Raw genomic sequence first — 20,755 nt, 5'->3', positions numbered from 1 at the left:
GCGAGGAATTGAGAGCAAAAAACTAAAGTACCGACATAGACCCTCATAATGGTTACAAACTATTTCCATAACACCTTCTACCCGTTTAGGCTTAATAGCAACCGTTCACTTGCAAGACACTTCTTCGTCGCTTGCAAATGCATTTAATCTATGTAGGAAATGGCATTATGAGTATTATAGTTAATGTATAATGAGAATATGAATTCATTGGATAAGAAGTTATTTTCATTCAAATAAGCTGCTTAGAGCACGTTCAACGAACGAGGCAGTAGAGTTAAAAAAGCGAAATTTTTTTAAAGGGGTAAAATATGAGAAAAATAACATTATCGAATGGAAATACAATTGAAGTCGAGTGCTTAAGTTGTGCTTTGACGGAGTGGATTGATTGATTCAGATGGAGGGGCAATATTTGAAACAGATCTTCATAATCAGCCATTTTTGATTAATATCGCCACCTAAAGTTCTAAAACCCAAGTTCTTGTAAAATGCTTTTGATCGATCAATATCCTTTACATTTAAACTTACAGAAAAAGCTCCCAGTTTCATCATGTCTCCTCCTAAAAAATAGATTAAATAAAACTTCTATTTTTTGTCGGTAATACCCTCCCCTGTTAATACAATATGTAATGTATTGCAATATTTTTATATGATTCGTAGATTCTTGTTGTAATTTGTTCCCTTTGACTAGAACCAAAGACAATTACTATGGATAATTGGAAATGATAAATTAACTAATACTGACAGTAAACAAAAAAGGAGCTTTCTATGATTAACAAAATTGGAAAAATAACTGTTTATGTAAATGATCAAGAACAAGCTAAAGACTTCTGGTTAAACAAAGTTGGATTTGTCTTAAAATTTGAACAAGCTATGGGAACAAACATATCATGGATTGAGGTTGGGCCGAGTGAAGACGAATACACCACTCTGGTTCTTTACTCGAAGTCAGCAATGGAAAAACAGAACCCTTCAGCTGTTGCTCCCCCTTCTATTCTCTTCAGCACAACTGATATAGAATCTGCTTCGAGAAAATGCAGCAAAATGGAGTGGAAGTAGATAAAATGCAAAGAATGCCATATGGCACAATGTTTTTATTTAAGGACCAAGACGGAAACAACTATCTATTGCGTGAAGATAAATAGTAATGTTCATCATAAAGAATTTTGCTAGTAAGAGCATGGTATGTTGAGAAGAGAATCCATGCCTATTTCCACATGCATTTCATTTATATTTGGTATCCTTTGTGGATACTTCCTTTAGTACCCCTCCATTAACTTTCAACTCTAGAACAAAAATTTACTTAAAACGCTTGCCTTATAGTTAACTCTAGGATTTAGAATAAAATCGTTAAGTTTGAAAGGAGGAAAATAAATGACAATTAAAAACAAAGTAATTGTAATTACAGGCGCAAGTTCAGGGATCGGAGAAGCTACAGCAAAACTGTTAGCTGATAAAGGAGCAAAAATTGTACTTGGCGCAAGACGTGAAGAGCGTTTAAAAGAATTAGCTACTGAAATCAAATCAAGTGGAGGCCAGGCGGTTTATCGCGCTACAGACGTTGTTAATCCTGATGATAGTCAGCAACTTGTCCAACTGGCTAAAGATACTTTCGGCGGTGTAGATGCAATCTTCTTGAATGCCGGGATTATGCCAAATTCACCACTTTCAGCATTGAAAACTGAAGAGTGGAACAGTATGGTTGATGTTAATATTAAAGGTGTATTGAATGGTATCGCTGCAGTATTGCCAACATTTACTTCACAAAAGCATGGACATATTATCACCACTTCTTCAGTAGCTGGACTTAAAGCTTACCCTGGTGGCGCTGTTTATGGTGCAACAAAGTGGGCGGTGCGTGATTTAATGGAAGTATTACGCATGGAATCTGCCCAAGAGGGCACCAACATTCGCACCGCGACTATTTATCCAGCAGCCATCAATACAGAATTGTTGGATACGATAACTGATGAAGATACTGCAGAAGGTATGACTGCTATGTACAAACAATTTGGGATTACGCCTGACCGAATTGCCAATGTTGTTGCGTTTGCCCTTGAACAGCCGGAAGATACGAATGTTAATGAATTTACAATTGGTCCAACAAATCAACCTTGGTAATATTTTCGCAATAACTCAGGCTGTCGGTAAGATATCGACAGCCTCTAAAATAATAAATAATGGACAAAATATAACTACATCATACCCGTCAGATACCAACAGTATTAAAGATACATTTCCTTAGTGGAGACTTTTGACGTTCAACAAAAACCATGATAAAATCCTCTCACAATAAGAGCTGACTCGAGGTCTATTTAATCGGAAAGGGAGATAAATGATGAAGACTTATTCTATCAGCGAAATAGCAAAAGAATTAAATCTTACCGTATATACCCTGCGCTACTATGACAAGGAGGGTCTCATGCCCTTTGTAGAACGGACAGATAACGGAACACGATTGTTTAAAGAATCCGATATAGACGCCTTAAAAATAATTGAATGTTTAAAATCCACCGGTATGCCTATTAAGGAAATTAAGAATTTCATTGATTGGTGTTCTGAAGGTGATTCTACGCTGGAACAAAGATATCACATGTTTATCGAACGAAAGCAAACTGTTGAAGCACAAATGGAAGAATTGAAAAAAACAATGGAGCTCATCGAGCACAAATGCTGGTATTACAAGACTGCTTTACATGCCGGCACGGAAGATGTTCATAAACAAGACAAGATAGAGATTATTAATTAATCTTCATTGGATGGGTAATATAGGTCTGCCACTAAATATGAGTATTACTCCACAATCCGGTCGTAAAAAATTAGCCCTGTTTAAAGGAAAGAACCTGATTGTGGAATAAAACTACAATAAAACTTAAACCAAGCAAGATACTTTGCACTAGTTGCTGAGCATCTTCAAATGCCCCTTACACCCCCTCTTTATTTCTTACATGCAAAATAGTCTTAGAGAACATAAGCAACAGTGAAGATGATGAAAGACTATATAAGTAGGACACAAACTGCCAGCCTTTTTCCTCACCAAAAAGTGACACCAGCATATGTTCATCCTCCAACATCGAGACATAAAGTGTACCACCATACCCGACTGCTCCGTTACTGGTTATCCAACTCATCAACAAGAAAAACACTGTGCATGCAATAATACCCCAAACAGGAAATTTTTTAGATGGAAATACTTTTTCCCCATAAAATGAAACTAGATAAACGATACACCAGAAAAAAAGAAGAAAAACAATCCAAAATACTCCGACTGATATTTTCAGACCGGGTATAAGTGTAATTATGGATGTAATGACCATTGTAATGGAAAGATAGCGATTATAAAGCCGCCTGTCATGTCTGTTGAAAAATGTAACATACAGCGCGAAAACAAGCAGTAATATCATCATAATTCCCACTGCGATCGTATGAGGCCGGGATTCATGCGGAGCCATTATACTGACAATACCAAAAAAAAGAGGAAAAAAATAAATGTGAAATGGATGGGGTCTTGTAAGTTCGTTAAATGCTGCTTTCTGTTGCTTCATTGTTTTGGCCATTCCCTCAACACCTTTTTCGTTATATATTATACACATATCATATGACTTGGTTTTGGTTTCGTATATAGGAAGATATGTTTCTAGACAACCGCAATCTATGTAAATTTACCAACTCCTGATTATGGAATTTCACTTATTGAAATCCTCTTTAAAAGATTGTTACTGTTATACGTAAGACATGCAAACCAGGTTTCATTTTCAAAAATGGCACATAGAACGTCAAATGCTTAGGAAGAATAAAGGCGGAGCTTATCCAACAATGTCTTTACAAAAGAAAGGAAGGGTAATGATAATGGAAGAAATCAAAGTAGGTGAAACTTTCACCATAAGTGATGAAACAAATGAGGATCAAACTGTTGAAGTTTTGGCAAAGGTCACCTTAGAAGGTACTGACTATGTGGCAGTCGGCTTTGCAGAAGATTTACAGAATGAAAACGAAGAAGATATAGATATCTTTTTCTTAAAGATAGACAATGAAGGTGATTTATCTGCGATTGACTCTGATGAGGAATTTGAAAAAGTATCAGAAGCGTTTGATGCAATAATAGAAGAAGACTAAAAAATTGATCCCCTGTTCCACAAAGCCAACAGGGGATTTTTTTCTGAGGGAGAGCAATATTCCTTTTATTTGTAAAAAGGATGTGTGGCGGATTCCAGCATGATTAATTATCGTTATACCCAATTTTTTTAAAAAAATCTGGCACATCGCCTTTTAACTGAAAAAAATCCCCATTATGAAACAACTTCAAATTTCAAGGTATTTCGTTTTACTGTTATATATTTACCTGTTGATTTATTCATTACTTGAGACACTTCCTTGGTATGTGTTATCTCAAGCCAATCATTTTGTATATCCACCAATAATTTTACTTCCACATCATTTTCTCCATATTTTAAACCACTATAATATAATTTCGTCATCGACAACTTTCCTTTCTAATTAGTCAAAACAATATTTCGGTTTTTTTCAACAACAGACTTACCGCATTGACAATAGATATCACACTGCTAATTACATTGCTATTTATAGGGTTAAATTAGAAGGTAAATGTTGACATGTCAATAAAATTCAAGTGCTAAAACAGATGCAATCAACACTTTATTTGCTATGTTATATCTTGTTTTCTCCACAAAAGCTGAACTGCTTATCTTTGTTGGAGAATTCAAAGTTTCTTCAAACAAACCTTCAAAAGACATTAAAAAACCACCAATTATGTATTGGTGGAGACGGTGGGAGTCGAACCCACGTCCAGAGATATCGGCACTCAGGCATCTACGAGCGTAGTTGGTATATTATCATTCGCTTCCTCTTCAGCCTACCAACAGGCTTCCGAGGAGCTAGTCTGATTAATCTCTTCTGCCATCCTCAGACGGTGGATGGACAGCGTAGCCCGCTTCATTTGAGACCCTTCATCTGCCACACGGGCGATGGCAGGAAGGATCCTTTAGGCTGCTTACGCAGCTGCTAAAGAGTAGTTGTTTTCTTTGCCAGTTATATTTAGGCGAATAACGTTTTACGAGTCGTAACCTCGACCCGCAGCCTGAGCTCGACCTATCCCTGTCGAATCCGTAACGTCCCCATGAAAAGTATCTCAGGGTCCAACGGAATTTATGATAGAATCAAGCACTATATTCTATAAAATTGTTGGGGTCTGTTGACCAGACAATTAACATTATAGCACATTTCATCGTTTTTTCAACCCTAGCCGCGGAATTTATCCTTAATGGCGCGGTCAATATCACGTTTGGCCTGCTTTTGTTTCAGGTCTTCACGCTTATCATATTTCTTTTTACCCCTGCCCAGTCCGATTAAAACTTTGGCAACACCATTCTTAATATAAATTTTCAGGGGTACAAGCGAATAACCTTGCTGCTGTGTCTCACCGATCAGCTTGTCTATCTCCTTGCGGTGGAGCAACAGCTTTCTTGTACGGGTCGGGTCGTGATTGAAACGATTGCCCTGCTCATACGGAGAAATATGCAAGTTGATCAAATAGGCTTCTCCCCTGTCAATCCGGGCGAAACTGTCTTTTAAATTCACTCTGCCCGCTCTTAATGATTTGATTTCCGTACCTTGCAGGACGATCCCTGCTTCATATGTTTCTTCTATGATGAAGTCATGGCTAGCTTTTCTGTTTTGTGCGATTGCATTGTTCTGACCTTTTGGCATAACGCTTTCCTCCTAATAATCCGTAAAGTTTATTTTATCAAAAACACCCAAGGATTCCAATTATCACGTGAATACCCCTTTTTAATATCCGTGCAAATTTCCCCGTTCTGTGAGAAAATATGAGCTGGAAATATATACAAGAAGGAGATAGTACGATGGAACAGGGGTTACTGCAAATAAGAAAACTCACAACCGATGACTGGGAAACTGTAAAACAGATGGAAACCAATATCGAAGATGATTATGTCTTGCATATATTCCCTCATTTAGTGGAATCAAGCAGCCAGGATGTATTTGGCATGTTTCATGAAAACAACCTGCTTGCGATTGCCGGCTATACGATTTTTCCAGGGGGATACGCAATGCTTGGACGCCTCCGCAGCAATAAAAAGTTCCTGTCCAAAGGTTTTGCGACAGATTTATTAGCCTACATTATTGAAGAGTTGAAAAAAAACCCTGATATAACTTGGGTTGGCGCCAACACAAACGTCGGCAACAAACCGGCCAGAAGGGTTTTGGAAAAACTGACACTGTCCCCCGTAACAACTCTTCATTCCATCCATGTCAAAAACAGACAGTTGGTTGGTGGCACATCAGGTGATTTGTGGCAGCCTGTCGAAAATACTGCAAAAAAGAGAGAACTGCTTGATTCAGTTACTCATAATGCTATAAACGTCTTTCCATATGAATGCTATTACCCGCTGCCATTCAAGCAAACACTTGTAACAGATGAATATCTGGAAGAATCGGCATTCTATCTAAGTCCTGACAAGCAGCGGTTTATGACAATCAGAAATGATCAAAAGCGCGATTGGTATGCACAGGTGAAATATTTCTGGGATGATCATTTTGAACAACCGGGCTTTTGGGAAACGGCCTTCCACTATGCTGATCGTCATCCGCTTCATCCAGCCGTGTGGATCGATTTCTCAGAAGAAGGGTTTAAGAAAATTCCCGATAAACAGGCTTTTGAACTTTCAGATCCATGGATCCTTTATGGAGATTGGATTGAACAAAAGTAATTCGGGGAAAATGATAATAGCTGCCAGCTTTCATTACTTTCGTAAGATAATAACACATCAAAGGTAGGGAGATGATCTTATGAGCAGTAATAACAAGCAATTCACCTTGAATTCCTTATATATTCCGCTGATTATCGCCATACCGGCGAATATCTTTTTCCTAATCAGGCTTCACTTCGGGCTGTTATACAGCTGGGGATGGGTTACTTTTGCAGTATTCACTCTGTTCTTGTTCATTACAGGCGGACTTTCTGTCAAAAAGCGTGAGCGCAAAGCGCAAATGTTAGGGTGGATTTATTTAATAGCTGCGGTAGTATTCCTTGTACTGGCCATTGTTATAGCCTAAAAAAAGTAGGTGCAGAAAATTCTGCGCCTACTTTTTCTTTTTCTTCTTTTTCGCTTTTGGATTGCTTTTCTTGCCAGGACCTTTGGAACCTTTTCCATTGGCTTTGCCATTTGCTTTGCCTTTACCTGGTTTGGCAGCCTTATGCTCTCGTTTGGCTGTAATGACTTTCGGGCGGTCTGGCGCAACTCTTTGCTTTCTCGGTTTCATCCCGACTATTTCAAAATCGACAACACGTTCATCGAGGTTGACGTTCACAACGCGCACCGTAATTTCGTCCCCAATGCGGAATATGTTACCGGTTCGTTCCCCGATCATGGCATATTGCCGCTCTTCAAAATGGTAGTAGTCATCGGTTAGATAACTGACATGGACAAGTCCTTCAATTGTATTCGGAAGTTCGACGAACAAGCCGAAGCCTGTGACAGAGCTGATGACACCATCGAATTCTTCTCCGATTTTATCTTGCATATATTCTGCTTTCTTCAAATCATCCGTTTCCCGCTCCGCATCTACTGCAGCACGCTCCATTTCGGAAGAATGCCTTGCTACTTCAGGCATCTTTTCTTTCCAATGGCTCCTTGTTTTGTCATCCAACTGTCCATTGATCAAATAAGTGCGGATCAATCGGTGTACGATCAAGTCAGGATACCTGCGGATCGGGGATGTAAAGTGTGTATAGAAATCAGTCGCCAATCCAAAGTGCCCGATGCTCTGCGGGTCATACTTAGCCTGCTGCATCGAACGTAACATCAATTTGGAAATAATCATCTCTTCCTGGGTTCCCTGGACTTCATCCAATACGCTCTGCAAGGCTTGTGGATGAATTTCATTAGAGGTTCCCTTCACCACATATCCCAAGTTGGCGATAAACTCGAAAAAGTGTTGGAGTTTATCCGGATTCGGGTCTTGGTGAATCCGGTGTATAAACGGAACGTCCATCCAATGGAAATGCTCGGCTACCGTTTCGTTGGCTGCCAGCATGAATTCTTCGATAAGTCGTTCTGCAACGGACCGTTCACGCAAGACTACATCGGCAGCTTTCCCTTCATTGTCAACCAATACTTGCGCTTCTTTGAAATCAAAATCGATCGCACCCCTGCCCATCCTTTTTCCGCGCAGAATTTGGGCAAGCTTTTCCATATCCTTGAACATAGGAACAAGCTCCTGGTAACGTTCCTTCAAATCCTGGTCTTCGTCAACCAGAATTTTGTTTACATCGTGATAGGTCATCCGTTCATTCGTTTTAATAACTGCCTGAAAAATCTCATGATTGACGACCGCGCCATTTCTATCGATTTCCATTTCACAGCCAAGTGTCAGACGGTCTACTTGTGGGTTCAAGGAACATATACCGTTTGAGAGTCTGTGAGGAATCATCGGGATTACCCTGTCGACAAGATAGACACTTGTTGCCCGTTCCATCGCTTCTTGATCGATAGGGGAATTTTCTTCGACATAATAACTGACATCAGCAATATAGACACCCAATTTATAATTTCCGTTGTCTAATTGCTTAACCGTGACGGCATCATCCAAATCTTTCGCATCTGCGCCGTCTATCGTGACAATCACTTCATCACGCAAATCGCGGCGGTTGGCAATCTCTTCTTCCCGGATGGTTTCCGGTGTATTCTCCGCCTGTTGAAGAACCTCATCAGGAAAGTCGACTTTAATGCCATGTTTATGGATGATGGAGATAATGTCGATTCCCGGATCATTCTTATGTCCGAGGATTTGAACGACTTCCCCTTCTGCACTCATTCTTCCTTCAGGGAATTTTGTGATTTTCACAATCACTTTATGGCCGTCTACCGCGCCTTTTGAAGCACTTTTCGGCACAAATATATCATTCGGAATCCGTTTATCGTCTGCAACGACAAAACCAAAATTGCCATTATCATCGTAAGTACCAACAAGTTCGGTCGTAGCCCTTTCCAAAATTCTGATGACGACGCCTTCCGGACGTTTGCCTTGTTCGTCTCTTCCTTCGATGCGGACTAAGACTCTATCATTGTTCATTGCTGATTGCAGATCTGAATGATTGATATACACATCGTCCTGATTTTCTTCATCGGGAATCAGAAACGCGAAACCCTTTGCGTGCATCTGAATCTTTCCGCGGATCAAGTTCATGCGCTCTGGTGGACCGTACCGGTTTTTCCTCGTCCGGACCAATTCACCGGCCTCTTCCAATTCATTCAGATTCTTCATAAGAATTTTAAACGAATCCGCATCCTGTAAATCAAGGATTTCCTCGATTTCCTGTACGGACAATGGCTTGGATGCATTGTCTTTGAAATAATCTATAATCTGTTGTTTCATTTCGGTTTCCAAATGCTCACCTTCCTTCATTATAATTTTGTCATTTTAATGTATAATCCTATTATGGCTTACGACCATGAAAGAGATTCTAAAAATTGATAAATGTCCTCATGGAGCTGGTCCTTCTCTTTGTCCAACGTTATGACATGGCCGGAATCCTCATACCATTTGATGTCCTTTTGATCTGATTCCACATTGTCATATATATAGGTGGCGCTGTCCGTGTTAATCATTCCGTCGTTTCTCGCCTGCACCACAAAAGCAGGTGCATATATATGATCAATATGGTCTTTAACTTCTGTAATTAAACCTCCAAGTCGCTGAAACATTTCAGCGGAGTTGTCCAAAAGGGCCTGTACTTCTGCTTCGATCGTCTCTTCATCTTTCTTTTCAAGTTGTTTGAATTCCTTTGAAAATGACTTAAAACCTTTCGTCAATTGGGTTTCATTGTCAAAGAACATCGGCGCGCACATCGGGATGATTGCTTTGATCGGCTGGGAATAGGCAAGCTTCAATCCGAGCACACCGCCTAAGGACAACCCTGCGACAGCAATTTCGTCATGCCCCAGTTCCTTCAGGTGCTGAACGGCAGCCTGCACATCCTCCCACCATTGATCTGGATTGGCTTTGATCAGTTCTTCCGGGGGCTGTCCATGTCCTCTGTAAATAGGCGCATGACATGTATAGCCTTTTTTCTGAAGGAATCTTCCGAGCATACGGACATCCGCTGAATGTCCTGTAAACCCATGTAGTAACAATACCGCACGGTCTCCTCCTTCAAACGTAAATGGTTCCGGCAATTTTATTTTCATGGTAGCTACATCTCCTCTTTCGATTAGGTGTTCATTCTATTTTTATCGTAACAAAGAAAGCACCTTTGTTACATATGATTAGATTTGATATTATGTATTCCCAATTTAGCTTTGTTTAAAATAAATAACCCCCTACCATGCTGCTGGTAAGGGATTATTAAAAGGGAATTAACCCTCTAACACGAATCCGACTATGAAGGTAAGAATGAAAAGAAGTACCGAAGCAACAATCGTCGCACGATGCAGTACCAAATCCATCCCGCGGGCCTTTTGTTTTCCAAACAGCTGCTCCGCTCCTCCGGAAATGGCACCGGAAAGTCCTGCACTTTTCCCTGATTGTAATAGTACTAAAACAATTAGTGCTATGGCATCAATAACTAATAATGTAACCGCAAGTCCATACATGCTGCGTACACCTCCTGATCGTGGAACTTTCCGTAAACGGGTGTAACAATTCCCACGGAAGATTATTGTTTAGCGTTGCGGCAATGCTGACCGGCCTGATAAACGATGGAAGCCGAATACACCGTCCTTGAAAACGCACAAATACATATTAGTAATGTAGCATATTTGTCCATATTTTAGCAAGTAAATGTTAGACGTTCCCTCCGTTAACTATTATAGTGAAAGTGACTGACAGAAAGCGTATTGAATGAATGGATAGATTAAAAGGAGTGAAGGAATTGGACAAGACTCACTTTTGGCTTGAAATGCCTGACAATCAGGAAGTTTTTATAAGAGAATGGAAGCCTGCTTCGGATGATATCCTTGCAGTTGTCCAGATTTCACATGGGATGGTCGAACATTCTGACAGATATGATGCTTTTGCATCCTTTCTCGCTGACAAGGGAATAGCTGTTTATGCCAATGATCATCGCGGACACGGGCTGACCGGGAAGAAACAAGGAACTATGGGGTTGTTTGCTCCACAGAGTGGGTTTGAAACTGCTGCAGAAGATTTACATCAGATCACCAAATACATAAAGGAACAACATACTGAAACTCCGATATTTTTATTGGGACACAGCATGGGATCGTTCCTTGCCAGAAGATATATCCAAAATCACAGCTCCTTCCTCGACGGAATCATCCTTTCCGGAACAGGAAGCCATCCTGGTCCGGTAACCATTCCAGCAAAATGGATCGCCCTTAGAGAGGCAGCAAGAAAAGGAATAAGCGAACCCTCGCCGTTGTTGAACAAACTGACATTCGGTTCCTTTAACAAACATACCGGCAGCAAGGAAACCGGTTTTGAGTGGCTTACAAGAGATAAGGAACAAATCCGCACATATGTAGACGATCCAATGACAGGGTTCACCCCCACGGCCAGTTTTTTTTATGATTTATTTTCCGGGTTCGATTTGATTGATAGGAGCGAGTATATCGACAATATTTCAAAATCGCTGCCTTTCCTATTCATTACAGGTACCAAGGATCCAGTCGGAAAAGAAACAAAAGGTGTTTTCAAAGTGATGGACCGGTATTACAAGCACGGCCTGACTAACATCATCGCCCGCTTTTACGAAGAAGGCCGCCATGAAATGCTGAATGAGACAAATAAAGAGGAAGTATATGAAGACATTCACCAGTGGATTAAACACACCCTCCATAAAAACTCTCCCAACAACGAGTAAAACTCGTTGTTTTTTTATTGCCTGTTTTGAAATTACAGTTGAGGGAAATTGTGAAATAGTGAAAACTGCCTCTCGTTCTGATTAAAATGAGTGGTATGACTTCGCTGCCGCAGAACACTTCGCTTTCCATGGGCACGGCCTCAGCCTCCTCATCAGCAAAAAGCGCTTCTTGCGGGGTTTTCGGACACGTGGGACTGCGATTACTCGCCCCATCGAAGACCTTTCGCTGTTCCCACAGGAGTCTGCGTGTTCTGCCTTCGCTGGTAGGAATTCTCTGAATTTTGATCGCGCATATTCCATTGTGGACATTTTGTGGGACCACTCTCGATTAACAAGAAAACCAATCTTAAGCGAAGGAAAAATGCGACACTACTTGAAAATAAATTCCAATTTTCTGCGTGAGATGTCAATGTATGGATGTCTTTTTCAAAATTCTCGTGGGTCCGTCAGGGAGTGCTGTTCCTGCAAGCAGTCACCGTGTTCTGCCTCTCGTTACGTAATGGTTTTTCTCCATTTTTGTTAGGGAGAACCCTGTTAGACACTTTTTAGGGCCACTTCTTATCTAATCAGAAAAAAATACCCAGCTGCGGAAAAATGCGAGACTCCTTGAAAATAAAGTTCGATTTTCTGCGTGCGGTGTAAATTCCCGGATGTCTTTTCAAAGTCCTGTGGGAAAGGAACAGTCTGAAGATCCCGCAGTGATGCGTCTGCGTCTTCTAGTATCGCTTCGTAGTAAGCTTCCTCGACGCATGGTTTTCGGTGGGACGAGTAATCGCAGTCCCAAGGGAGCAAAGGAGCCTACTCAAGTAGTACCCTAGCTGAAGCGTTCCCCACGGAAAGGGAGTATTTTTCCGCAGCGCTGGACTACCACTCAATCCGAAAAGGATGGTAGGAAGTGACATAAAAGTTATGTCGCAGTTTATATATTGCGTAAACAAGATCCTCTTACTTAACCAAATATATCGGAAACCAAAAATCCAGACGGCAGCCCTCCCCCAAAAATGTGTCAGTTTTTAAACAGGTCATGACCGTTTCTGAACGTTTTTGAAAGTTTATGATTGAAAACTGAAAGGGTTTCCGATATGATTTATATGTTTGGGTGAGACAAGGAGGTTGATTTCTTGCTGACACAAGAGCGCCATCAACTGATTTTACAACAGTTGGCTCAATACGGAACGGTTAAAATCAAAGAACTTATTTTGTTGACTGATGCCTCGGAATCTACCATTCGAAGAGACTTAAGCGAACTCGAAAACGCTGGGCAGCTGACAAGGATTCATGGCGGAGCCTCCACCATCAACACGATCAGTCATGAACTCAGTTTCCCGGAAAAATCGACCAAAAATCAAGTCGAAAAGATGGCTATCGCAAAAGCAGCAGCCTCGATGGTGGAAGATGAAGAATACATCTACCTTGATGCCGGAAGTACTACATACGAAATGATCCCTTATTTACAAAACAAAAAGATCGTTGTAGTGACAAACGGAATCACGCATATCGACGCGTTGAGCAATTATGAAATTACTACGTATCTAACAGGCGGTTATGTAAAACATAATACCAAGGCGTTAGTCGGACAAGGTGCAACAACCAGCATGGAAAGTTATCGGTTTGATAAATGCTTCCTCGGTGTCAATGGCGTTGATTTCAATTATGGATTCACCACGCCCGATCCAGAGGAATCTTTTATAAAGAAGACAGCCCTTCGTTACTCACAGAAAAGTTTTGCCCTGGCTGATTTCACAAAACTGAACAAAGTTTCCTTTTCCAAAATTGCTGACCTGGAAGATATGACACTCATTACAAATGAGACTGAGGATAACCGTTTATTACCTTATAAAAATTTATCTAATATAAAGGTTGTGTAACGAATGATTTATACTTGCACGTTGAATCCTTCCGTGGATTACGTCATCCATGTGGAGGATTTTCAGGCCGGCGGATTAAACCGCGGCACGAAAAGTTTCTATTATCCCGGAGGAAAAGGCATCAATGTTTCCAGAGTTCTCAACCGCTTGGAAATAACAAATACTGCTTTGGGCTTCTTGGGAGGGTTTACTGGAGACTACATCCAAAAAGAATTGGACAGTGAATCTATCAATCATCAATTTATCCAAGTTGACGGTACAACAAGAGTCAACATGAAGATGAAGTCTAATGAAGAAACGGAAATAAACGGACCAGGCCCCGCTATCTCTAAACAACAGCAGGAGCAGCTGCTCGAAAAAATCGGCGAACTGAAACAAGGTGACTTTTTAGTAGCGGCGGGCAGTGTACCCTCCACTATTTCCAGTGACTTTTATGTGAAAGCTGCTGAAATCTGCCAGCAAAATGGTGTTGAACTGGTTGCGGACACTTCCAGCGATGCTTTGAGAGAAATTGTCGGGAAAGAAGTATTCCTTGTAAAGCCAAATCACCATGAGCTAGGAGAGTTGTTTGATACAACAGTAGATTCCTTTGAAGATGCGGTTCATTACGCCAAGAAATTAAACGAGCAAGGTGCTAAACATGTCATCGTCTCAATGGGCGGAAACGGAGCTGTCTATGTCAGCAATGGCAAAGGCTTTCAAGCGAATGTCCCAGACGGTGTAGTGAAAAACACGGTCGGATCAGGTGATTCCATGGTGGCTGGTTTTCTCTCTGCCTACGTTAAAACCGGGGAACCGGAAGAAGCATTTCGTTACGCCGTTGCTTCGGGAAGCGCTACAGCTTTCAGCGATGATTTATGTCAAAAACAAGATGTCGATTCCCTTCTTGCAAATATTACAGTCAATCCATTAGATATAGGGAGGTATTAATTTGAACATTACAGACTTACTAAAGAAAGATACGATCATCCTTGATTTGCAGTCCACCTCCAAGTCTGAAGTGATCGATGAATTGGTTACAAAACTCGATGAGGCTGGTCGCCTTAATGACAAACAAGGTTATAAGCAAGCCATTTTGGATCGTGAATCTCAGAGTACTACCGGGATTGGGGAAGGGATTGCAATCCCCCACGCCAAAACGGCAGCCGTAAAAACACCTGCAATCGTTTTTGGGCGCTCTAAACAAGGCGTAGATTATGAAGCACTTGATGGGGCTCCTTCCCATTTATTCTTCATGATCGCTGCGTCGGAAGGTGCCAATCAGACTCACTTAGAGACATTGTCACGGCTTTCTACTTTTTTGATGGATAATAACTTTCGCCAAAAACTGGAAGCAGCAAACAGTGAAGAGGAAGTAATCGATATTATCAATGCCAAAGAGCAGGAAGAAAAAGAGGATGAACAAGAAGAACAATCCGACGGCTCAACAAGCATTCTGGCTGTTACTGGATGTCCAACCGGCATTGCCCATACGTACATGGCAGCAGATAAATTGAAAGAAACAGCAAAAGAAATGGGCGTTACCATCAAAGTAGAAACAAATGGCTCTGGCGGAGTCAAAAACCGCCTAACTAAAGAGGAAATCGAAGCAGCAGATGCGATCATCGTTGCAGCCGATACCAAAATCGAAACAGACCGTTTCCGCGGCAAACCGGTGATTCAGGTACCTGTCGGCAAAGCGATCCATAATCCGAAAGAGCTTCTGAATAAAGCAGTTAACAAAGATGCGCCTATTTTCGAGGGAGACAACCGATCCTCTTCAGACGACGAGTCCGGAGACAGCAAAGGCAGATCAGGCATTTACAAACACTTGATGAACGGTGTTTCCAACATGCTCCCATTCGTCGTGGGCGGTGGTATTCTCATCGCTATTTCATTCTTGTGGGGAATAAATTCAGCCGATCCAAACAGCGATGATTACAACCGGTTTGCGGAGATGCTGAATACCATTGGCGGCGGCAATGCTTTCTTCCTGATGGTGCCCGTTCTTGCCGGTTTCATTGCCTCCAGTATTGCTGAACGTCCTGGTTTTGCTCCGGGTATGATTGGTGGTTTAATAGCGATTACTTCAGGAGTCGAAGGTGCTGACGGCGGTTCAGGTTTTCTTGGCGGTTTGATTGCCGGTTTTCTTGCAGGTTACATTACGCTTGGTGTGAAAAAAGCATTGGAAGTGCTCCCTGCCGTTTTCGACGGGTTGAAAACCGTGTTGTTATACCCTGTATTTGCCATTGGTATTACTGGATTGATCATGTTGTTGGTCAATCCGCCGTTGACTACTATTTACACAGGCTTATCCAACTGGCTCGAAAGCTTGGGAGGGTCAAACCTCATCCTGCTTGGACTGCTGCTTGGCGGTATGATGGCCATCGACATGGGCGGTCCTATCAACAAAGCCGCTTATACATTTGGAATAGCTATGCTTGATGCAGGAAACTTTAACTTTATCGCCGCTATCATGGCTGGTGGAATGGTTCCACCGCTTGCGGTTGCTGTCGCGACGACTTTCTTCAAAAACAAGTTCACAAAACAAGAACGGGAAGCAGGTAAGTCTGCTTATGCGCTTGGCGCCTTTTTCATTACCGAGGGAGTAATTCCATTCGCGGCTGCAGATCCTGCCCGCGTGATTCCGTCTGTTGCAATCGGCTCTGCAATTGCAGGAGCCCTGACCATGTTGTTTGATATTGGACTAAGAGCCCCGCATGGTGGTATTGTAGTAGCTGGGCTTGTAGAAGGAAATCCGCTTCTTTACTTACTTGCGGTACTAATTGGAACAATAGTCAGTGCAATTCTGTTAGGATTCTTGAAAAAAGACCTTGAAACAGAGTAAAATATTATGTGGTGCATGCCCGTTTAACAAAAAATAAGGATTATTCAATAGGAGGATTTTATTATGGTAGAACAAACAATGACAATCACAGACGATACAGGAGTACACGCACGTCCGGCAACTGTATTGGTGAATAAAGCTGGTAACTTTGAGTCCGATGTGAAAGTAGAATACAACGGAAAATCTGTAAACTTGAAATCCATCATGGGTGTTATGTCTCTTGGAATCCCGAAAGATGCAGAAATCAAAATTACTGCAGAAGGTTCTGACGAAGAAGAAGCACTTAAAACAATCGTAGATACAGTCAAAAACGAAGGACTAGGAGAATAAAGCAAATGAGCAGTATAAATGGTATTGCAGCTTCCAGCGGTATCGCCATCGCCAAAGCATACAAACTGGAAGTCCCTGAGCTTACTTTCGATAAAGAAAAAGTCGATAATCCGGAAGCAGAAATCAAACGCTTGGACGATGCTCTGGAAATTTCGAAACAAGAGTTGGAGAAAATCAAAGAGAACGCCAGAAAATCACTTGGTGATGAGCATGCGGAGATTTTCTCCGCTCATTTGCTCGTTTTAAGCGATCCGGAAATGATCAACCCAATCAAGGACAAAATCAAATCCGAAAATGTCAACGCTGAATCTGCATTAGATGAAACAGCCAACATGTTCATCGATATGTTCAAAGCCATGGATAACGAATATATGAGAGAGCGCGCCGCAGATATCCAGGATGTCACAAAACGCGTCATGGCTCACTTACTTAATGTAACGTTCCCTGACCCTGCTTTGATCGATGAAGAAGTGGTCATTGTTGCAGAAGACTTAACACCGTCTGATACAGCACAACTTAACAAAAACTTTGTTAAAGGCTTTACGACCAACATCGGTGGCCGTACTTCCCACTCTGCCATCATGGCCAGATCCCTGGAAATACCCGCTGTAGTCGGTACGAAGAACATTACTTCAGAAGCTGACAAAGACGTTTTGGTGATTGTGGACGGTATCGACGGACAAGTCATCATCGACCCGAGTGAAGAGGAAATCAACACTTACAAACAAAAACAAGCAGAATTTGAAAAGCAAAAACAAGAATGGGCCAAATTGAAAGACGAGCCTACTACAACTTCTGACGGTGTTCATGTGGAATTAGTAGCGAATATCGGTACTCCTGAAGATGTTGAAGGTGTCATCAATAACGGCGGTGAAGGTGTCGGTCTTTACCGCACAGAATTCTTGTACATGGGCAAATCCGAGCTCCCTACTGAAGAGGAACAGTACGAAGCATATAAATCGGTCCTTGAACAAATGGGAGACAAACCGGTTGTCGTAAGAACACTGGACATCGGTGGAGACAAAGAGCTTTCTTATTTGGATTTACCAAAAGAACTAAACCCGTTCTTAGGTTTTCGTGCTATCCGTCTCTGCCTTGAAAGAGACGATATCTTCCGCGTACAGTTGCGCGCACTGTTACGTGCAAGCACTGCCGGAAATCTTAAAATCATGTTCCCGATGATTGCCACTCTTGACGAATTCCGTCAGGCGAAAGCAATTCTTCTAGAAGAGAAAGAAAACTTGATCAGCGAAGGCAAAGAAGTATCCGATGATATTGAAATTGGTATCATGGTCGAGATTCCTTCTACCGCAACAATTGCACGCCAATTCGCTAAAGAAGTAGACTTCTTTAGCATCGGTACAAACGATTTGATCCAGTACACAATGGCTGCAGACCGTATGAACGAACGTGTTTCATACTTGTACCAACCGTATAATCCGGCGATCTTGAATCTTGTCAATAACGTGATTGAAGCAGCACACGCTGAAGGCAAATGGGCCGGCATGTGCGGGGAAATGGCCGGCGATTCTATCGCTATTCCGATTCTTTTGGGTCTTGGACTGGACGAGTTCAGCATGAGCGCAACTTCCATCCTGCCAGCTCGTACACAGATTAGAGACCTATCCAAAGAAGAAATGGCATCATACAAAGATCAGCTTCTTTCCATGAATACCGCTGAAGAAGTTGAGCAATTCATTAAAGAAAAAACAAATCAATAAACAACAAAACTCCTGGAGCGTTTAATGCTTCAGGAGTTTTTCAATTCTATTCCTCTAAATCCCCTGTCCCCGAATCCATCCCCCTACTCAACGTCTCTTTCCACTTATTTAAGAGGAGGATATCTTGCTGGACTTATACATCAACCATAGAAAGTATGGTGCACCGATCAAGGCTACAAGAACGCCTGAAGGAATTTCTTTAGGCACAAGCAATGTCCTGCTTAATATATCAGCCAAAACGAGCAAAATGGCGCCAATCAAAGCAGAAGAAGGCAGCAAAAGCTTATGTCCGGGCCCAAGAAACATCCTGGCAGCATGCGGTGCAATCAACCCAATAAAACTTATCGTCCCCACTGCCGCAACACTTGCAGCAGCGACCATCGACGCAATCAATGCCATATAGAACCGGGTAAGCGTTACTTTCAATCCCAATCCCTTTGCTGTTTCATCTCCAAGAGCAAGTACATTCAAGTTCTTGGCCTGTATATATAAGATCGGCAAAAACAGAACCATCGGCCAGACCAAATACGTAAATAGCGAATTCCAGCTTTTCGCATACGTGCTTCCCGATAACCAGGTGAGAGCGGAAGCCACTGCCATATCTGCTTGGACAACCATGATTTGAATGATTGCTGATCCGAATGCGGACACCCCGATACCGAGCAATGCAAGTAAAGAAGGCTGAAAATTGGCCCGATAGGATAAAAGCATGACAACTAAAAAAGCAGCAATCGCACCGCTGAAAGCACCTAACGGAATGAATAGTGCAGGCAGACTGGAAAAAATGATCAACAATGCACCTACCCCTGCCCCAGATGTAATCCCGATCACCGAGGGGTCTGCCAACGGATTTCTTAATACTCCCTGAAAAACAAACCCACTTATTGCAAGCAATGCACCGCTAAATGCAGCAACAAGCAGCCTTGGCAGCCTGAGGTTGACGATCATATCCTGGAGGAACGAATTCCCGTCTCCAAAAACAGCCGCAAAGCTTTTTCCAATTTCGATGCCATAATTTCCTGTCGATGCACCGAGCACGAGCAATAAGGCTAGACATGAAATTAACAAAGGTAGAAAGTACTTTACCGAAAAAGGCAGCTTCAGGCTGCCGGCAAGTACTGCTGTATTTTTGGCCCCATATTGTCTGTTCTGTTTTTGCAAGACCAGCCAGACAAGCCATGGCGCCCCAATCAGTGCTGTAATCGCACCGACAGGAAGCTCGGAGAACGAAGGATCGATTATTCTGGCGAGGACATCTGCGCCGAGAAGGACATTTGCTCCCCAAATGAAAGATGCGATGAATAATGGGAGGTGCCGGCGAAAACCGATCAATTTAATCAGATGAGGTGCAATCAAACCGACAAATCCGATAGGCCCCACCACACTTACTGTTACGGCAGTCAAAAAAACGGCAATTATCACCGTAAAGAAACGCAGCCTATTGACATTCTGTCCTAGTGAAGATGCCACGTCCTCCCCCAGCCGGAATATGTCCAGCTGTCTGGCAAGCAGCATGACGGCAATGATACCAATTATAGTGAACGGCAGAGCAAACTGAACTCCACTCCAATTGTTCTGGACAAGGGTTCCTGAACCCCATAGAAACAATCCCGCTGTTTCATTTTCATAAAATATTTGCAAGATGGATGTAAAAGAGGAAAACATAATGGTTACAACCATTCCTGCCAGCACCATCCGGACTGGATCAGCAGAAGCTCCACCCGAAAGTCCATAAACCAAAAGTGCTGTGAGTACACCGCCGGCAAATGCCGCAAGCAAACCATTTCCCTGCAAAGAGGCAGGAAGAAACACAGCACTGCAAACCACAGCAAAGTAGGTCCCCGAATGGATGCCGAGAGTGCTGGCAGATGCCAGCGAATTTTTCGTAATGGTTTGCAGAATGGCACCGGAGACAGCCAGCGCACCACCTGCCAATATCCCGATTATCGCGCGTGGCAGCCTTAAATAACGAACGGTATGATGTTCCAGTATATCCCGCGGCGAAACAATAGCCTCGAAGACTACCTTTGCTGGCAGGTTAACGCTGCCCTGATTAATATGTATAAAGAGCAAAACAACTAAAAGGACGGTTCCAACCCCGAAGGTCAGAACCGCTTTCAGCCATATATGTTTGTCTGAATCATTCATT

Annotated in this window: 20 protein-coding genes, 1 other RNA gene and 1 pseudogene; 12 read left to right on the top strand and 10 right to left on the bottom strand. The window is 42.2% G+C overall.

The window, feature by feature from the left end:
- Positions 1 to 420: 420 nt before the first annotated feature.
- Positions 421 to 546: pseudogene (locus CZ434_RS20800) on the bottom strand (VOC family protein); the annotation flags it as partial.
- 219 nt (positions 547 to 765) lie between these two features.
- Between CZ434_RS20800 and CZ434_RS20795 the strand changes: the two are divergent.
- The 3 genes from CZ434_RS20795 (at position 766) to CZ434_RS20785 (ending at position 2,746) form a co-directional block, all read left to right on the top strand.
- Positions 766 to 1,056 carry a VOC family protein gene (locus CZ434_RS20795; protein ID WP_245831042.1) on the top strand — a complete coding sequence of 97 codons (291 nt, stop codon included), beginning with the start codon at positions 766 to 768 and terminating at the stop codon, positions 1,054 to 1,056.
- Between the two features lie 315 nt (positions 1,057 to 1,371).
- Positions 1,372 to 2,118, top strand: a complete 747-nt coding sequence (locus tag CZ434_RS20790; protein WP_077624872.1) for an SDR family oxidoreductase — start codon at positions 1,372 to 1,374, stop codon at positions 2,116 to 2,118.
- Between the two features lie 217 nt (positions 2,119 to 2,335).
- The gene (locus CZ434_RS20785; RefSeq protein WP_077624871.1) at positions 2,336 to 2,746 is read left to right on the top strand and encodes a MerR family transcriptional regulator; all 411 of its coding nucleotides are present in this window, start codon (positions 2,336 to 2,338) and stop codon (positions 2,744 to 2,746) included.
- Positions 2,747 to 2,921: 175 nt separating this feature from the next.
- Here the strand turns inward: CZ434_RS20785 and CZ434_RS20780 are convergent, their stop codons facing one another.
- Positions 2,922 to 3,554 carry a hypothetical protein gene (locus CZ434_RS20780; RefSeq protein WP_077624870.1) on the bottom strand — a complete coding sequence of 211 codons (633 nt, stop codon included), beginning with the start codon at positions 3,552 to 3,554 and terminating at the stop codon, positions 2,922 to 2,924.
- A gap of 292 nt (positions 3,555 to 3,846) precedes the next feature.
- Between CZ434_RS20780 and CZ434_RS20775 the strand changes: the two genes are divergently transcribed.
- Entirely contained in the window at positions 3,847 to 4,113 is a 267-nt protein-coding gene (locus CZ434_RS20775) for a DUF1292 domain-containing protein (RefSeq protein ID WP_077624869.1), read from the top strand.
- Between the two features lie 173 nt (positions 4,114 to 4,286).
- On the opposite strand, the gene CZ434_RS20770 is transcribed toward CZ434_RS20775, so the two are convergent.
- The 4 genes from CZ434_RS20770 to smpB all read right to left on the bottom strand — a co-directional run bounded on the left by CZ434_RS20770 (position 4,287) and on the right by smpB (position 5,724).
- Positions 4,287 to 4,475, bottom strand: a complete 189-nt coding sequence (locus tag CZ434_RS20770; RefSeq protein ID WP_077624868.1) for a hypothetical protein — start codon at positions 4,473 to 4,475, stop codon at positions 4,287 to 4,289.
- A 138-nt stretch (positions 4,476 to 4,613) separates the two neighbouring features.
- The gene (locus tag CZ434_RS22340) at positions 4,614 to 4,751 is read right to left on the bottom strand and encodes a hypothetical protein (protein WP_179107335.1); all 138 of its coding nucleotides are present in this window, start codon (positions 4,749 to 4,751) and stop codon (positions 4,614 to 4,616) included.
- A gap of 22 nt (positions 4,752 to 4,773) precedes the next feature.
- Positions 4,774 to 5,134, bottom strand: a transfer-messenger RNA (tmRNA) gene (ssrA, locus tag CZ434_RS20765).
- Positions 5,135 to 5,256: 122 nt separating this feature from the next.
- The gene (gene smpB, locus CZ434_RS20760) at positions 5,257 to 5,724 is read right to left on the bottom strand and encodes an SsrA-binding protein SmpB (protein WP_077624867.1); all 468 of its coding nucleotides are present in this window, start codon (positions 5,722 to 5,724) and stop codon (positions 5,257 to 5,259) included.
- A 155-nt stretch (positions 5,725 to 5,879) separates the two neighbouring features.
- Between smpB and CZ434_RS20755 the strand changes: the two genes are divergently transcribed.
- Positions 5,880 to 6,746 carry a GNAT family N-acetyltransferase gene (locus CZ434_RS20755; RefSeq protein ID WP_084778749.1) on the top strand — a complete coding sequence of 289 codons (867 nt, stop codon included), beginning with the start codon at positions 5,880 to 5,882 and terminating at the stop codon, positions 6,744 to 6,746.
- A gap of 79 nt (positions 6,747 to 6,825) precedes the next feature.
- The gene (locus tag CZ434_RS20750) at positions 6,826 to 7,092 is read left to right on the top strand and encodes a hypothetical protein (protein ID WP_077624865.1); all 267 of its coding nucleotides are present in this window, start codon (positions 6,826 to 6,828) and stop codon (positions 7,090 to 7,092) included.
- A gap of 27 nt (positions 7,093 to 7,119) precedes the next feature.
- Here CZ434_RS20750 and rnr read toward each other — a convergent pair whose 3' ends face one another.
- From rnr to secG, 3 genes are all read right to left on the bottom strand, one after another.
- Positions 7,120 to 9,414, bottom strand: a complete 2,295-nt coding sequence (rnr, locus tag CZ434_RS20745) for a ribonuclease R (RefSeq protein WP_425442107.1) — start codon at positions 9,412 to 9,414, stop codon at positions 7,120 to 7,122.
- A gap of 68 nt (positions 9,415 to 9,482) precedes the next feature.
- Entirely contained in the window at positions 9,483 to 10,226 is a 744-nt protein-coding gene (locus CZ434_RS20740) for an alpha/beta hydrolase (protein WP_077624863.1), read from the bottom strand.
- Between the two features lie 168 nt (positions 10,227 to 10,394).
- Positions 10,395 to 10,631 (bottom strand): preprotein translocase subunit SecG, encoded by a 237-nt coding sequence (secG, locus tag CZ434_RS20735; RefSeq protein WP_077624862.1) that lies wholly within the window; start codon positions 10,629 to 10,631, stop codon positions 10,395 to 10,397.
- Between the two features lie 278 nt (positions 10,632 to 10,909).
- Here secG and CZ434_RS20730 point away from each other — a divergent pair, with 278 nt between their 5' ends.
- The 6 genes from CZ434_RS20730 (at position 10,910) to ptsP (ending at position 18,606) form a co-directional block, all read left to right on the top strand.
- Complete coding sequence (locus CZ434_RS20730; protein ID WP_077624861.1) at positions 10,910 to 11,860, top strand: alpha/beta fold hydrolase; 951 nt, start codon at positions 10,910 to 10,912, stop codon at positions 11,858 to 11,860.
- 1,121 nt (positions 11,861 to 12,981) lie between these two features.
- On the top strand, positions 12,982 to 13,728 hold the full coding sequence (locus CZ434_RS20725; RefSeq protein ID WP_077624860.1) for a DeoR/GlpR family DNA-binding transcription regulator: 747 nt from the start codon (positions 12,982 to 12,984) through the stop codon (positions 13,726 to 13,728).
- 3 nt (positions 13,729 to 13,731) lie between these two features.
- Entirely contained in the window at positions 13,732 to 14,658 is a 927-nt protein-coding gene (gene pfkB / locus CZ434_RS20720) for a 1-phosphofructokinase (protein WP_077624859.1), read from the top strand.
- Position 14,659: 1 nt separating this feature from the next.
- A complete protein-coding gene (locus CZ434_RS20715; protein WP_077624858.1) occupies positions 14,660 to 16,555 on the top strand; it encodes a PTS fructose transporter subunit IIABC in 1,896 nt (631 codons plus the stop codon).
- A gap of 63 nt (positions 16,556 to 16,618) precedes the next feature.
- Entirely contained in the window at positions 16,619 to 16,885 is a 267-nt protein-coding gene (locus CZ434_RS20710; protein WP_179107334.1) for a phosphocarrier protein HPr, read from the top strand.
- 5 nt (positions 16,886 to 16,890) lie between these two features.
- Complete coding sequence (gene ptsP / locus CZ434_RS20705; protein ID WP_077624856.1) at positions 16,891 to 18,606, top strand: phosphoenolpyruvate--protein phosphotransferase; 1,716 nt, start codon at positions 16,891 to 16,893, stop codon at positions 18,604 to 18,606.
- A 108-nt stretch (positions 18,607 to 18,714) separates the two neighbouring features.
- On the opposite strand, the gene CZ434_RS20700 is transcribed toward ptsP, so the two are convergent.
- Positions 18,715 to 20,754 carry an iron ABC transporter permease gene (locus tag CZ434_RS20700; protein ID WP_077624855.1) on the bottom strand — a complete coding sequence of 680 codons (2,040 nt, stop codon included), beginning with the start codon at positions 20,752 to 20,754 and terminating at the stop codon, positions 18,715 to 18,717.
- Position 20,755 lies beyond the last annotated feature (1 nt).

Source organism: Sediminibacillus massiliensis, assembly GCF_900156915.1.
Classification (GTDB): Bacteria; Bacillota; Bacilli; order Bacillales; family Amphibacillaceae; genus Sediminibacillus_A; species Sediminibacillus_A massiliensis.
Note: the sequence above shows the minus strand (reverse complement) of the source record. Positions and strands in the feature narration are given on the sequence as shown.